Origin of the sequence: Alkalibacterium pelagium, assembly GCF_900109325.1 — a bacterium.
Taxonomy (GTDB): domain Bacteria; phylum Bacillota; class Bacilli; order Lactobacillales; family Carnobacteriaceae_A; genus Alkalibacterium; species Alkalibacterium pelagium.
Genome location: NZ_FNZU01000008.1, coordinates 24,321 through 40,448, shown reverse-complemented (window position 1 = coordinate 40,448; position 16,128 = coordinate 24,321). Strand labels below are relative to the sequence as shown.

Below are 16,128 nucleotides of genomic sequence, written 5' to 3'. Positions count from 1 at the left end.
TTATCATCCTCCTAATTTTTTATTTATACTTTCATTCAGACTTAACAGAACATAAACACGAATGGGAACAACATGTTTAAAAATTCCGATAAGCACAAGAAATAAAGTATAAAAATACAATATAACTGTATACAAATCAGTTAGATAATAGTTCGAATCTATGTAATTGATTTGTATTGTCCATATTATAAATCATTAAATCTCTAAATACAATAGTTGTTGAAAAAAAATTACTCGTATATTAATTAAAATGTTTCGAATAAACTGAACATTGGGATAACGATGGACAGGACGATCAAACCGACAATTAAAGCCAGGAAAATGATGAGGACTGGCTCGATCAGTGACTGCAGTTTATCTGATGCTTCCTGGACTTCCTGATCGTATACGTCAGCTACTTTCTTCAGCATCTCATCCAGGGATCCACTCGATTCGCCCACTCTAATCATCTGCAGAATCAATGATGGGAAGACCCAGTGACCTTCCATCGGTTTAGCCAGCGACTCTCCCTTTTCTAAGGAAGCTTTTGATTCGATCAGCACGTCTCTAACTACTCTGTTGCCGACTACTCCACTGGTGATTTCAACTGCCTGGAGAATCGGTACAGAACTGTTCAGTAAGGAGCTTAGAGTCTGAGTCATTCTAGCCAAAACTGTCTTTTGAACGAATGATCCAACAACAGGTAGCTTTAATACAAGTTTATCCAGATAATATGCTCCTGATTCCCTTTTCTTGACTTGTATAAACAGCCCAGCCAACAATACCAAGAGTCCTATAAACAGCCACCAGAAGCGCTGGATAAATCCACTGAATTGCAGAACCAGTTTAGTAATGAGTGGTAAGTCTTCTCCAAATGAAGCAAAGAGATCCCCAAATATAGGCACGATGAAAACTAGTAGAAATATGGTAATGATGATTGCAAATGACGCTACCACAACTGGATAGGTCAGAGCAGTTGACACCTTCTGCTTGATCCGGTACTGCTTTTCATAGTAAGTGGCCATACGGTCCATAACATCTTCAAGCTGCCCACTGACTTCTCCTGAATGAATCATCTGTACCAGTAATTCGGGAAACAGTTTCGGGTAGTCCTTCATAGCTTCCGATAAGGCGATTCCCTCTTTAACCTCAACTGAAATAGTCTCTAGTGCTTCTGTCAAAGCTTTACTTTCAGTCTGTTCGGCAAGTAAATCAATCGAATCGATTAAAAGGATTCCAGCTTCCAGCAGTGTGGCGAACTGTCTCAAGAACAGGACAAATTCCTTCTGCTTAACAGGTCTGCCAATATAGATATCTTTGTAAAGAATAGAGTTTAATGGTTCAACTTCGAAAACGATCAGATTCATCTGAGTCAGTTCCTTGACTGCATCTTTTTTATTCGTTGTATCCAGTCTACCTTTAATAACTTTTCCTTCTATTGTTTTTGCCTTGTAGGCATATGTGGCCATAGTCTTCCTCCAATCTGTTACTGGCCGCTGACATAAGGGAGCAGTTCCAGTTCACTGATGCGTTTCTCCGCAATCAATTGTCGCATATCCATTTCCATCGTATGCATGCCCTGATCCTTAGACGTCTGAAGGACATTTGGGATCTGGTGCATCTTTTCATTTCTGATCAGATTTTTGATTGCCGCATTATTGATCAGCAGTTCCGTCGCCGCTACCCGACCTTTTATGTTCAAAGTCGGAAACAGTCTTTGCGACATTACACCAATTAAAACATTAGCCAGCATCGTTCTGACCTGGTTCTTCTGGTGAACCGGAAACACATCGATGATTCTATCAATGGTTCCCGTTGTGTCTTGAGTATGTAAGGTACCCAAAACAAGATGCCCGGTTTCTGCGGCAGTAATCGCCGTCTGAATCGTATCCAGATCACGCAGTTCTCCAACTAGAATGACATCCGGATCCTGCCTCAAACTGGCTCTAAGGCCGTCTTTAAAGGATAGCGTGTCGAATCCTACTTCTCTTTGTTCGATAATGCATTTATTGTGTGAATGAAGGTATTCGATCGGATCTTCTAATGTAATGATATGCCGATTCATTTCGTGATTCATATAGTCGATCATGGATGCCAGCGATGTGCTTTTTCCGCTTCCAGTCGGTCCGGTTACCAAGATCAGCCCGTGAGGCTTTTTCACTAATTCTTTCAGCCTTTGAGGTATACCAAGACTGTCAATCGTCGGAATGTCTCTGGGGATCACTCTGAAAGCAAGGGAAATGGCACTACGCTGGTAGAATATATTGACCCTGAACCGTGAAACCCCTGGAATACCATATGACAAATCCACTTCTCTCACTTCCTGAAGCTGGTCCCATAGTTTATCGGTCAGTATTGCTCTAGCCATTTCCATCGTATCATCGGGCATAAGCCTATCTTCTTTTTCGGGCATTAATTTGCCGTCTACTCTAAAAACCGGTGAAGACCCGGCCACAAGGTGCACATCCGAGGCTTCTTTATAATGTGCTTTCGTTAATAACGCAATAAGTTTATCCAATATAGTCATTCCTTCTACTCATCAGCCGAAGCCACTCTCAGGACTTCATCTAATGTTGTTTTACCTGATTTTATTTTCTCAAGTCCATCATCAATCAGGAATTTGACACCTTTTTCTTTTACGTGCTGCTTGATATCCTGCATGGTTGCCTGATTCATCATAAGCTGTTTCAGGTCATCACCGATCACGATCAGTTCATGTATCGCCATACGTCCGCGGTAACCTGTATGCCTGCAGCGGTCGCATCCTTTACCAATCGTCACTTCTTCAATTGTCTGTCCACGACGTTCGAATATATCGCGTTCGATCGGACTGGCTTGTCTAGTATAGGCACAGTCCTTACAGACTGTCTTGACCAGCCTTTGAGCCATCACACCACTTAAGGATGAAACGACTAAATACGGTTCGATTCCCATATCAAAGAGACGAGGGATTGCTTCGATCGCGCTGTTGGTGTGCAGTGTACTGAATACCAAATGACCGGTCAGTGATGCACGGATACTGATTTCCGCTGTTTCCTTGTCACGGATTTCTCCGACCATGATGATATTCGGGTCTTGTCTAAGAATAGAACGCAGACCTGCCGCAAAGGTCAGACCAATCGAGGAATTTACCTGCACCTGATTGATGCCTTCAAGCTGATACTCCACTGGATCTTCCACTGTAACAATATTACTTTCAGGACTGTTCAGTTCATTAATCGATCCGTAAAGCGTCGACGATTTCCCTGACCCAGTCGGCCCTGTAAGCAAGATGAGTCCGGAAGGCTGCCTGATCAGCTTTTCGTAATCCTTCAATGCATCTTCTTGGAGGCCTATGTCTTCGATTTTTTTAAAGACATTTGACATGTCCAGGATTCGGATAACAACCTTTTCACCAAACACAGTTGGCAAAGTAGACACCCTGAGGTTCACTTTTTTGTCTACAACTATTGTACTGATCCGTCCATCCTGAGGCAGACGTGTTTCTGTAATATTCAACCCAGCCATGATCTTGATTCTGGCCACAAGTGAATTCATCAGTGCTTTAGGTAAAGTCCGGTCGGTTCTCAAAACCCCATCTACTCGGTAACGCACTGTAACAGCAGTTTCTTTCTGATCAAGGTGAATATCTGATGCATGCATCGCTACACCCGTTTCCAGCAGCTGATCAAAAATACGAACCGCAGGCGCTTCTTCTCCTTCAATATCTTCCACTGCAATGTCATTACTGTCATACAGACGGTTGATCGTCTGTAGAATATCGTCTTTTGCTGCGATAACAGGCTGTACAGTGTAACCTGTAGACAGCTCGAGATCCTCGATAGCGTAAAAATCGAGAGGATCATTCATCGCAACGATTAGACGAGTGTTTTCTTTTCCAATCGGAAGCAACAGGTTAGACCGGGCAAAATCTTTTGTAATAATGTCGATCAGAGACTTATCAATGGGATATTGATACAGAGATACACTCTCAAGTTTCAGCTGAATCTCAAGAACATCGAGCAGCTGCTTTTCCGTTATGTAGCCTTGATCAACGAGGGCATCTCCTAGTTTCTGATTGTTTTTCTTGTGTTCAATTGCTTCAATTATTTGAGTTTCTGTGATCAGGTCTGCTTCTTTAAGTAAGTCACCTAATTTTTTCCGCTTAGTATTAGCCATTAGCTCACGCACTTCCTATCTTGTTTCTGAAATAGGATCGGACGAAATTAGTTCTTTCGATGATCCTGAACTTCCATTTCCACTATCATTTGAAGCAAAAGGAAAAGCTGAAAAATCGTAAGGTTTATATTTAACTATTGCTCCTCCGTCCATTGAAATCCTCTCACCCAATATAATTCCCTCAAAATTTGCTCCTGCAATAAGCTCTACATTAGCATTTGGTGCAAAGATTAACGGACTGGAAAAAGTTCCTCCATCAAAGTATACCTTTTTCCCAGCTGTAAAAATGACTCCGTTTATGCCCGCACCACCTTGAACATTTATATCAGCCTGTTTAATGTGAATAGATCCATTAATTCTTTGAGCGCCAGAGAAATTTAAAGCCGAGGCTCCGGCGTAATAGAGCGATAATTTCGATTGATGGGCATTCCTGTTTAATGTACTAGATGAACCAAAAGGCATTTTGTTCTTAACAAATATAGTTAGTGACCCTTCACCTACAATTTCAATATGTCCATTATTCATCAGTAGCTCATTTACTGTAATCCTTAAATCCTTATCACCTACATCAAATCGCAGAACTCTTTCACTATTTAATTCAATTGTCTCATAAGAAGTGTCTTCTTTTAAGTCAATAACTGTAGGCGGCACTCCCCCATTTAAGCGTAAATTTTTGTTTCCTATAGGTGGTGAAAATACAGGGATTTCTGGAAAATCAGAGACTACATTAGTAAAGTTGGACCATACCACAGGACTGTCCATAGCACGGCGATTCGGTCTATTCCAATCCGGAAAGTTAATGATACGAGCAGGGTCTGCTCCTGGACTATAAAGAAAGGTTGCCTTACTGACATTAGTGTAGGTCAGTGATACACTTTCGTTTTGAGTAGTGTTGATTACAACATTTCCAACAAGTTCATTGCCGGAAATATACATATAACTATTAGCAATCAGACTCGCCCCCTCCGGAATCACAGGGAATGTAACTCCAGGGCTATTGTCAGTCCAGGTCACATCAAAAGTCTTCTCCACTAGTCTTTTTCTTCCATCGACGTTACCTTCAGATTGGAGTATGTATGACTTCGTATCCCCTTCCTCCCCGACATGTTTTAAAGTAACCTTAGAAACAGGAGAGGTATTAAACTGACTTTGAAAATTTTCCAGAGTAATGCCGTCTTTGTACTTATGATTATCAATTTTTGAAAAGAAGTGGCTTCTACTCTCATTTTGATTTTCAATAACTAATTCTTCAATTTCTTCATAAGCTTGATTCACTCCAGCTTCAGCAATATAATAGGCAGATGTTGTATCCCTGTTAACACTACTTAAACGGTAACCCCCGATCGTTATGGCTCCTAGGGCTGCTCCCAAAACTGATAAGACCATTAGTGTCATCAAAGCAAGTATCAGTCCGCTTCCATCTTCATTCTTAAATTTTGTTAACACACTGCTCACCTCCTGAAGTAAATGGTCGTATGATAGGATTCATCTTGTGCTTGTCGATTGGTTGTGCTTTTAATTATTATTTCAGCATGGTCTTCTGTCGGTATAATTTTGAAATCATCTACCTTGCTGGAGAGTCTTTCACCATTTCTGAAGAGACTAGGTTTCTGAAATGAATACGTGTACTCTCCAACCAAATAAGTTCTTTCACCAATTTCCTCGACCACTCCTGCTTGCCGTACATCTCTTGATACTAAAGACAAACTGTACCTCAAATCATTTGACTGGCTGGCAGTCTCAGTCTGGCTGATAAACTGTGTCTGTCCAAATATGTGCACAGAGCCGACCAGTAGAATGACTATTGATAGAATAGCGATACTTGCAAGCAGTTCAACGAGTGTTATACCTTCTTCAGCTTTTAATCGGCTCATCATTCTGCATCCCCCACTCTAAATGGTAGTCGGTTTTCAAGGATGGCCTGGGGCCTGTTGTCTTTTGTTAAAGTCACTATCACTGTATAAAGGGAATCTGAATCTTCAACTTTAAAAACACGTATATCTCCACTGTATTCTGACTCGTTGAACGGACGACTCAGTACTCCGGAACGTTCAGAGAATCCTTCCACTATTTTCAGCTCATCAATAGTCAGTGTCTGCGAAAAATGAACCATCTCTTCCATCTGTTCCTGAGCGATGAAAGTCGCTTCATTTACATCGCCTGCCCTTGTGTTTGTTCGGGCACCTTGAATAAAGAACGCTAAAAATGCCGTAACGATCAATGATAGAATAGCAATCGCTGCAAGAAGTTCAACGAGTGTCGTTCCAGTGTCTTTATTTAGTTCAGAAAATTTTCTTAACTTCATAACTGTTTCTTCCTTTACGGGCAATGGTCACACGGTTACGCCCCTTTTGTTTTGAGCCAATATACATGGCCTTATCTGCAACAGTAATCAATTCATCTGCTCGACTGCAGTCTATTGGATAGGTGGCTACACCTAAACTTGCAGTTGTAGGGATAATGACTGGTTTACTGCTCTTAATTGATTGCTGTACAGTAAAAGCAGCCGACTCAATTTTCCTTCTTATGTCTTCTGCTATTATCCTGGCTTCATTTTTGCTGTAATCAGGCAGCAGGACAATAAACTCTTCTCCTCCATAACGTGCGACAGTAAGGCCCATATCAGTCAACCTTTCAAGCAGACGGGCCACTTGTCTGAGCACTTCGTTTCCTGCTTCGTGTCCATAAGTGTCATTAGTTTTCTTAAAATGATCAAGATCCATGACGATTAGCGACACACAGGTGTTTTCTTCACTGATAACTTTTTCGAGTTGTTTAGAAAACCCTTTTAGATTAGTCAGTCCTGTCAAGTAGTCTGTTTCACTGTTTTCTTCCAACAGTTCATACTGATGTGCATTATCCAGAGCTATTGAGAAATACTGATGCAAAATCCTTATAAGCGAAACAATCATGTCGTTATACATAAACTTAGTCTTGTGACTGATTAGTATGAGTCCTGCTACATCTTCACGTAAGGTCACGGGTAATACCATGGCGCTTTCCGCGTGATAGCAGATATCATTTATACAGTGTATACGCCAGTCAGCTGCTCGATTATAATAGATAATTGTTCTATTAAGAATAGCATTGTTCAGTATAGACTTTTCTGAAATACTGAAAGGTTCATTTAACTCTTCAATACCCAGGTTCTCTTTAAACACAACTGTTCGTCTAACCTCACCGTCATTTGAAACATTAAAGTAAGACAGAGCATCTACAGGAAAAATATGCGCTAGTGACCTAAGGTAGGTTTCAATGACCTCGCTTCGTTTTTTCTTCTCCGTCAGCTCTTGAGCGAGAACGTTGACTTTCTTTAAATACGTATTGTTCATCTGGTTTTTGAAGAACACATTCATCCCTACTGTTATAGTCAGGAATGGAATAGCTCCGATCACGATTCCGTTTAAATGAAGTTCTTCAAATAAGTAAATAAGTATAAATGATAATGGGACAATAAATAGACTGGTATAGAACGAGAACTTAAAATCTTCATCTATCAGTTCAGTTTCTTTTACATTGAATAAATAGCGGTTTATGCAGTACATAGCAATCTGGTTGAATCCAAGATGTACCAGCATATAAATAATAAGTGCAGTTAAACTGAAACTAGACATCCCGCCATCTGATACCATAGGTAAAACAGTGTAATAAGCAAATGCCGACACTAATGATAGAAGCTGAAACATGAGCAGGTTAAGGGGATACCGGTAATGTTCATCGCTTTTTATATTAGAACGCAGCATTAATGCAAGTAAAGCCAGGGTGGTTACAACAATTTCTGCAAATAATCCATAAATAATAAATACGGCTACTGAGACTCCATTTGTTAGAAATAAAATTGATTTTTCAGTATGTATTGGATAAAAGGAGACTAACAGACAAAGCATAACAAAAAACATATAGTCTACAGACCATACCTGTTCCAGAGAAAACGTCGGTAAAGCCAGATAAAAAATCAAAGGAGAAAGGATGAAGAACGAGAGCCATATGCCCCCTTTTTTCTTTACTGATACCATGCTGTTTCCTCCAACATTAAATTATTTTTAGAATTTTTTCATTAAAGCTAGTTTATCTATAAATATTAAGTCCGTCAATTATTCTTAATTCAAAATATCTGTTCGGATGTAAAGGCTTAATATGAATTGAAACATTAAAAACAACCTGTACATTTTCTAGTTAACCTTATATTAATTGTTAAGATAGATGAAAACTTTTGTGCTATTTTGTTCACTTATAACAAATATTAATAAAAAACACTCAACAAAATTAGTCAGACGTATATTAACATCATGAGACTTCTTTTATTGAGCATCTTTAATCTGTTCAGTTTTGTAATTTAAGTTTAGTTAGTCTAGTGACCTCAGCTGGTGACACAGGTTTACTAAAAAAGTAACCTTGACCATATTCACAAGCATTCTCTTTAAGAAAGTTCGATTGTTCTATGTTTTCAATACCTTCAGCAATAATCTTGAAATCCAAACTCTTACCCATTTGTATCATTGTTTTGACTAATGAAGCAGTGTTTTCCTTGGAAACAACATGATCAATAAATGATTTGTCGATTTTAACAATATCAATAAATACATTATTGAGAACACTTAGTGATGAATACCCTGTTCCAAAATCGTCTATCGCAACGTTGACGCCAATGTGATGAAGATCCTTAATGACACGGTTCGCGTGTTCAACATCCTGCATGACACTTTCAGTGATTTCAACAATGAAGTTTTTCGCATCTACTTCATATAATTCCAGAACATTCTTTATTCGAGTAACAAAATAGGTATCTTCAAACTGCATGGCGGATACATTGACGGCAATATGTAAATGCATATCCTCTTTCTGCCATTCTTTGGCCTGTCTGACGGCTTCATAAATGACCCAGTAGCCAATTTCGTTGATCATGCCCGACTCTTCAGCAATAGGAATGAATTCTGCTGGTGAAACAGTGCCTAAAATAGGATGATCCCATCTAAGTAGAGCCTCCACACCGATGATTTTTTCATCATTCATTCTTACTTTTGGCTGATAGACAAGGTACAGTTCATTATGAAGAAGAGCCTCCTTCAGACCGAATTCGATTCGTCGTTTACGTTCGATCGCTGCTGCATCATCAGTCATGAACAGGTGGTAATTATTTTTCCCGGTTCTCTTGACCTTGTACATGGCTATTTCAGCCTGCTGCATCAGAGCTTCCATATCCTGAGCTGTTTCAGGATATCGACTGATTCCAACACTGGCAGTAACATAAAAGGTCGATCCGTTAACCTTGAAGGGTTTAGTAAACAAATCGATGATGTCTCTAGCCAGACTGAGCGTCTGTTTTTCTGTTACATCTTCTATGAGAATATATATTTCATCTTCACTTTCTCTGGCAATTACCGCTCGCTGACCTAAAAGAGTTCGAAGGCGCTCAGTAATTTTTATTAAGACCAAATCTCCTGCCTGTCGCCCATGAAGCTCATTGATGATTCTGAATCGATCAATATCCAGCATAAATATGGCTACTTCCACGTCTGCATCTCTCGTCGTATGTATAGACAAGCGTTCCTGGAAATCTTTCATTAGTTTCACTCTGTTCGGAAGCTTTGTAAGCATGTCGAAGTATTTGACTTGATTCAATTCATGTTTTTTCTTCTCTATTTCCTGTATCCACTCAGTTTTCTTTCCTCTAGATGAAAACAGCTTGTTTTTCAGTTTCTGAACCCAGCCATTAGCTATAGCTTTTTCATTCTGATCATCTGGAAACTTAAGCGGATCACTTACGATTGAATAAATGTATGGTGGCTTGAAACAGTTTTTAGTTGCAATAAACAAGATGCCCAGCGCAACTAACACAAATAAATACTCGACATAAAGCGAGTTATTCACTTGTCCTTTCATAATTTCAGTGGCCCATCCAGAGATGATTGTCATACGATTCTGTGCTCCTTTTACATAACCAGCTCAACAGCTCTATAATTATGCAGTTTAATACGTATATTGTATAACTAGGTATAGTTTATCATACTTTAATCATTAAATATCTAGATAATTTAAAAATTAATCATACTGATGTACTATCTATTTTTTTCTATAATATATGCACTTTAATTTCTGATAACAGACTCCAGTTCCTTAACTTGAAGCGTGATTTCGTGAATATCCTGAGATATCTGAGCAATGTCATTGGAAGTCGTTCCTGTTGAAGCAGAAATTTCTTCAGTGGTTGATGCGTTTTCTTCTGAAGAGGCAGACAAACTCTGCATGATTCCAATCAGTTCATCAGTTTTTGACTCCATTTTTTCTCCTGCATCCGCTACAGAACTGATGACTTCTTCCAATGTGATAAGGGCTTCTGATAAGGAATCAAACCGTCTGTTGGTATCATCCAGACTTCCCTGTTGTTCTTTAGTAATTGACGTTAAATTACCAACAGCACCCACAGCTTCACTGGCCTGACGCGTCAAGTTTGTAATTACTTCAGCTATTTCTTCGTTAAACTTATGCGACTGTTCTGCCAGTTTTCTGATTTCTTCTGCTACGACTGCGAACCCTTTACCTTCTTCTCCAGCACGCGCCGCCTCTATCGAAGCATTCAATGCAAGAAGATTAGTCTGCTCTGAAATGCTGGCAATTTCAGTAGATGCAGCTTCGATTTTGTTTACTGATTCAGACGTTGATCGAATCATTGTCTCGATCTCGTTAACGTGTTCGATGCTCAGTTGAGTATTATCTGTGAGAGACGTAAGATTTTCCATACTTGACTGTCTCAATGATCTCGCTTCCTTAGTTTTACTCGTAAGTTGATCGATCTGGTTTGAGTGTCCTTTAAGGATAGTCCCTAGATCATTGACATGAACAGCCCCACTTTCAGTATCTTCTGCCTGACTTGAAGTTGAACTCGCTATATCCTCAATGGCTCTATTCACTTCATTTGAAGCTTGAACGATCGAAGCACTTGTTTTATCCAATGACTGTACACTGTGTCTTAGCTGACGAATGGTAGATTGAGCAGTATCAATGATTGCTTTCATATTTAAAGACTGTTTCTCTGATTCTTCTGACGATTCTTCAATCTGAGCAATCAGTCTTTCTCCTCCTGCAACTACCAGATATCCACCTACTACAGCAAACAGGTACAACACAGCCATGATGCTGAATTCTACAGGATCAGTAATCATTGTATAATCCAGTGCAATGATCAATCCTAAGTTAAGTGCACCCATTCCCCCTGAGAGATAAAGAACTTTCTTATCCAGATAAAGTAACGACAATATCAGGTATAGAAACAAAACGGTCCATGCTGTTCTAGTATATAAGGTTGAACTTATTGCTATAGGAAGTGCGTACATCAGTCCTATGGTGATAAATTTTCCATATGGTTTCTGACCAAATAACTTTAAAGATAGAAACATCAGTACCAGAATTACCAAAGTATAACTGAGGAATGCCAGGAAATTGTCCTGATCTATCCAATCCATAACTGAAAACAAATACACGATAGGATAAGCACTTAAAACCATCCCAATCATAATGTAAGTCATTAGTTTGTTTGCTTTTACGTTGAATGATTCTTTCATAGTAAAATTCAACTCAGCTTTATTTATTTTATTTCTTGGAGCCAATACAGCAGCTGTCTTCATTTAATTACACTCCTTCTATAGTATTCCTAGTCGTTATTATCGGATAGTTTCCTAAAAAGTTAAGGCCATGACGTCGGATAGTTTACATTGAAAAAGAGGCGGTCAGACCGCCTCTTTTTTATCACTTTCTTTATTCTCATTCTCTTTTTTTGCTATGATGGCTTTTATCCGTTCGTAATCTTTTTCTATTATCATTAAATCAAACTGTTCGTCAAAGTTTTTCGAGGTCATATTATAAAGATAATCATTGTACTCCTTTATGAATCCTAGATTATCCGGATGAGCAGGATAGACAATCGTCTTGACTGCTTCGAAAAGTGCATGAACACCTGAAATATCTTTCTGCATATAAAATACAAGCTGCCAGTACCCTTTATAAAGATCTTCCGAAAAATCATTATACCGATAAAAAACCTTACCTTCATACAATTCAGGTGACTCCTCTTTATCTTCCAAGGTTTCATCAGATTCCCACATAAGCACATATTTTCCTGGTAAAGCGGCTAAACGTTTTTCTAGAAGAGATTTGTAATGGAGAATATGTATTGCAGTATTAGGATCATTAATTCCAGGCGAGACGGCTCTCAAAGCAACTTCCGTAAGTTTTATTCGGGCATAATCCGGATCATACATTGCAGATTTCTGTTCCTCGTAACTGAAACCCCGATTTACTTTTTCCGTCAGATCAACGAAATCTTCAATGTTTTTATTAGATCTGATCTCCACGACGGGCTCTCCTTCAGATACAAATTCGCCTACGCGAATCTTCACTTCAGATAAGGATTCAGTCTCAACCGCCATAGATTTCAGATAGTCAAAATGAATATGTTCAATATACCCGCTTCGATTCGCTTTAATCGTGTAAGTGTACATATACTCTACTTCAGGTAAATGCTTAACTGTTCGGTAATCCTCGAAGCGTTTGATATAGTTTTGATATACTGTTTCGGCTTCACTATATAAATTATGAATCAATTTCTCGAGCTGCACATATTGCGAACTGGAGTATACAAAACGTGTAAACATAATAACTGCACCAAATGCATAAACTAAGGCTACAGTTGCTGATACGACTAGAAATTCATCCTCGGAACTTCTCATAAAAAAGAGAGAAGACAGACAATAAATAAACCCGCCTAAAAAGACACCCAATGTCTGTATTGAAACACGATTAAGAAGAAAATTTTCAGTTGCCCGAGGGCTGAAATTAGACGTGTACAGTGTGACGATTGTCAGCATAGTGGCAAAAGTAAAGGTGGCAACAGAGAACAGTGAACCAGCCAGTAGACTGAGGATTTCTCTTGCCAAGTCGACACTTGTCAATGTCCACGCTGGAAAGTATTCTATCAGTGTGATCAGTCTCGTATCCAGAGAAATAACTAAGATTGCCAGAAGAAAAGAAAAAAGAACACTTCCACCTAAAGTTAACCAGACCTTTGCTTCTTCCATATTAAGATTCCACTTTTCAATCATAGTTCTTCCTCCTAAAATACAATTCACGTATAAATAGCTCTTGTTATGTATCGGTATACATGTATTTCTTTATAATTTTTACAGATTTGCTTAAGGATTTCTCTTGGAATCCGATAATAACATTTGTAATTAGCGTTTGCTTCGAAATCTACTAAAAGGAATGATCGAATGAATAAAAATAAGTTAATGGTTGGGTTAGCAAGCATTACATTCGGCTTGAATGTCATGGTGCATATTTTTCACAGACAGTCTTTAATTGACACTCATTTTCATGGAAGTTCAAGTCGTGAGGCAATTGTAATGGAGGTTCCTGCTTATTACGGCATTGTTAACGGTCTCTTTTTTGCTCTTCCCCTTCTGCTGCTAGTTGTCTCCATTTATCTGTTTTACGTAAAACCAAGTGCCAGAACGATCCCTTTAACAGTTACCCTCACGCTGACTTTTTCTGTCATCAGTATGATAATGGGTGGGTTTGGCGCTGTCGAATATCACTTTGGAATCTTCATGGTTGTGGCGACTATGGCCTACTATAACTCGATTCCATTAGTTTTCCTGATGACTGGAATATTCGCATTTCAGCATCTGTTCGGTTATTTCTTTTTCCCCGCAACCTTCTTTGTTTATGGTCCGGGAAACTACTCTTTTGTCATGGTCCTCATCCATGCAGTGTTCTTATTACTAACAGCCGGAGCAGTTATATGGCAGATTGCATCATATAAGCAGCAAGTTAAGACATTAGAGGCCATCAATAAAGGCAGCGAAGAAACGATCCAATCTATCATCAGCCAGCTGACAGATACTAGCACCCAGGTCGATCGAACAGCACGTCAGCTTTCAGCAAACGCGAATGATACTCAAATCAGCAGTGAAGAAGTCAAGACCTCTCTGTTGAGTATTCGCTCAGGTTCCGAAAAACAAGTTAACCAGGCTATAAGTAGTCAAGGCATACTAGATTCCTTTTCCAGTTCTATAAAAGAAATAGAAGCCAATTCGATAAATATTGTATCTTCTTCTAAAGTTATGACGAAAGAATCAACTGAAGGGTTTGGTCTCGTTGAACAGACGACTGAAGAAATGCATCGCCTGGCAGAGGCTTATGAACAGGTCAATTCGATCGTCTCTTCACTTGACTCGAGATCCAGTGAAATCAGCAGCATAATAACCGTTATTTCTGAAATATCCGAAAAAACGAATTTGCTAGCTTTAAATGCTGCGATTGAAGCAGCTCAGGCTGGTGCGGCAGGAAAAGGCTTTGCTGTGGTCGCTGAGGAAGTCAGAAAACTGTCTACTCAAACAGATGAGGCAGTAAGTAAAGTTTCAGAGATTGTCAGTACAATACAGTCAGACAGTACATTGGCAAGAGAGTCGGTCAGTACCGGACAGGTAAAAATGGCAGACAGTCTCGATAGTGTCTCTAAAACAGAATTGAAATTTAAATATATTCTGGAAGCTGTACAGACCCTTGACTCTGATATCAATAGAACAGCTTCTACATCGAACGTCATTTCAGAGAACTCCAGACAGATTCTGCAGGCGCTCGATCTCATGCAGGAAATTGCTGAAGAAACGGCACTCATTACCGAATCTACTGACAAACAATCAGACAGACAACTTCAACTCATTAAAAACACAACAGAACTGGCTCGTTCTTTGGCTGACGAAGTCGAAAAACTGAACCCACTAATCGAAAGTCTTCAATTAAGTAAAAAGGATCAGATAGAAAAAGATAAGTCGAATGACGAACCCAATCAGTATTCTTTCTTCAAAAGAAAACCTGCCGCACATTCTCTATAATATGAATATTAAAGGATTCTCCTTATGGGGGATCCTTTTTACTACGATGAATGGATGTATTTACAGGTTATCTCCCTTATGTGCTGGGTTCAGTTAGTCGTCGAAACGCTCCGCTATGAAGATCTTAGTGTTGAATGCCTCATTTATCGGAGTTATAACGTATTGGAGCACGCAATTACGTCTTTAATGCCTCATATATGGGACTTATAAGGAATTCGTCTTCAACAGCACTAATATAATGTAGAAACACGTTCCAGGGTTTCTATTAAATACAAAAAAGCACGCACTAGCATAATCAGGTCCGAACCTGATTATGCTAGTGCGTGTAAAAAATATAATTAGACGACGTAAAATTCTCCCATCGTATTATTCAATATCAGCAGAGTATGGTTTTTCGACCGGTCACTCTTCACTATTCCTTTTTCAAGTCGGATCACCCGAGCTGGCATGTGCTCGACGAAGCTGTAATCATGAGTAGACATCACGACTGTTGTACCGGATTTGTTTATCTTATGCAGAAGCTGGAGCATCTTGAGGCTGGTCCTCGGATCCAGACTGCCGGTCGGTTCATCGGCTATCAGCAGTTTCGGCTTATGTACGATGGCTCTAGCGATAGCGATCCGCTGCTGCTCTCCACCGGAACAGTGTTCAGGCAGGTCCAGTGCTTTATGCTTAAGCCCGACCGTGGTTAAGGCTTCCATCACTCGCTCCTCGATCTGATCTTTCTCAACTCCAGTGACTTCTAGAACATACGCGACGTTCTCAAAGACCGTTTTATAATTCAGGAGATTGTATTCCTGAAATACAACACCGACCTCTCGTCTGAGGCGATACAGTTCATTCGACTTCAATCGGCTGACGATAAAAGAATCAAACACCACATGGCCTTCAGAAGGTTTTACCTGACCATATAAATGCTTGAGTAATGTCGACTTACCTGAGCCGCTTTTACCGATCAGATAGACGAATTCCCCCTGATCGATATCAATGGAGACATTTTTCAGTGCCTGAGTCTGGGTCTTGTCATAATGCTTGGATACATTCAATAATCGGATCATCGGGGTGTCCTCCTCTAACTCGGAACAGTTTTTCTTAGTTT

Annotated in this window: 12 protein-coding genes; 1 reads left to right on the top strand and 11 read right to left on the bottom strand. The window is 39.6% G+C overall.

Going from position 1 to position 16,128, the window contains the following annotated elements; genetic code table 11:
- Positions 1-245: 245 nt before the first annotated feature.
- The 10 genes from BMX79_RS07505 to BMX79_RS07460 form a co-directional block, all read right to left on the bottom strand.
- Entirely contained in the window at positions 246-1,448 is a 1,203-nt protein-coding gene (locus BMX79_RS07505) for a type II secretion system F family protein (protein ID WP_091481019.1), read from the bottom strand.
- Positions 1,449-1,465: 17 nt separating this feature from the next.
- On the bottom strand, positions 1,466-2,497 hold the full coding sequence (locus tag BMX79_RS07500) for a type IV pilus twitching motility protein PilT (RefSeq protein ID WP_218025362.1): 1,032 nt from the start codon (positions 2,495-2,497) through the stop codon (positions 1,466-1,468).
- A 14-nt stretch (positions 2,498-2,511) separates the two neighbouring features.
- Positions 2,512-4,137 carry a GspE/PulE family protein gene (locus tag BMX79_RS07495; RefSeq protein WP_091481016.1) on the bottom strand — a complete coding sequence of 542 codons (1,626 nt, stop codon included), beginning with the start codon at positions 4,135-4,137 and terminating at the stop codon, positions 2,512-2,514.
- Between the two features lie 15 nt (positions 4,138-4,152).
- Positions 4,153-5,583 (bottom strand): pilus assembly PilX N-terminal domain-containing protein, encoded by a 1,431-nt coding sequence (locus BMX79_RS07490; protein ID WP_091481014.1) that lies wholly within the window; start codon positions 5,581-5,583, stop codon positions 4,153-4,155.
- Between the two features lie 5 nt (positions 5,584-5,588).
- Complete coding sequence (locus BMX79_RS07485) at positions 5,589-6,014, bottom strand: PilW family protein (RefSeq protein ID WP_091481011.1); 426 nt, start codon at positions 6,012-6,014, stop codon at positions 5,589-5,591.
- A complete protein-coding gene (locus BMX79_RS07480; RefSeq protein ID WP_091481008.1) occupies positions 6,011-6,442 on the bottom strand; it encodes a type IV pilus modification PilV family protein in 432 nt (143 codons plus the stop codon). Before BMX79_RS07480 ends, BMX79_RS07485 begins: the two co-directional genes overlap by 4 nt.
- A complete protein-coding gene (locus BMX79_RS07475) occupies positions 6,420-8,153 on the bottom strand; it encodes a sensor domain-containing diguanylate cyclase (RefSeq protein ID WP_091481006.1) in 1,734 nt (577 codons plus the stop codon). Before BMX79_RS07475 ends, BMX79_RS07480 begins: the two co-directional genes overlap by 23 nt.
- Before the next feature lie 307 nt (positions 8,154-8,460).
- Complete coding sequence (locus BMX79_RS07470; RefSeq protein ID WP_091481003.1) at positions 8,461-10,053, bottom strand: putative bifunctional diguanylate cyclase/phosphodiesterase; 1,593 nt, start codon at positions 10,051-10,053, stop codon at positions 8,461-8,463.
- Between the two features lie 173 nt (positions 10,054-10,226).
- Positions 10,227-11,762: a methyl-accepting chemotaxis protein gene (locus BMX79_RS07465; protein WP_091481000.1), complete on the bottom strand. Its 1,536-nt coding sequence runs from the start codon at positions 11,760-11,762 to the stop codon at positions 10,227-10,229.
- Between the two features lie 102 nt (positions 11,763-11,864).
- Entirely contained in the window at positions 11,865-13,235 is a 1,371-nt protein-coding gene (locus BMX79_RS07460; protein ID WP_091480997.1) for a DUF2254 domain-containing protein, read from the bottom strand.
- 168 nt (positions 13,236-13,403) lie between these two features.
- Here BMX79_RS07460 and BMX79_RS07455 point away from each other — a divergent pair, with 168 nt between their 5' ends.
- On the top strand, positions 13,404-15,029 hold the full coding sequence (locus tag BMX79_RS07455; protein ID WP_091480994.1) for a methyl-accepting chemotaxis protein: 1,626 nt from the start codon (positions 13,404-13,406) through the stop codon (positions 15,027-15,029).
- A gap of 338 nt (positions 15,030-15,367) precedes the next feature.
- Here BMX79_RS07455 and ftsE read toward each other — a convergent pair whose 3' ends face one another.
- Entirely contained in the window at positions 15,368-16,087 is a 720-nt protein-coding gene (gene ftsE / locus BMX79_RS07450; RefSeq protein ID WP_091480992.1) for a cell division ATP-binding protein FtsE, read from the bottom strand.
- Between the last annotated feature and the right edge of the window lie 41 nt (positions 16,088-16,128).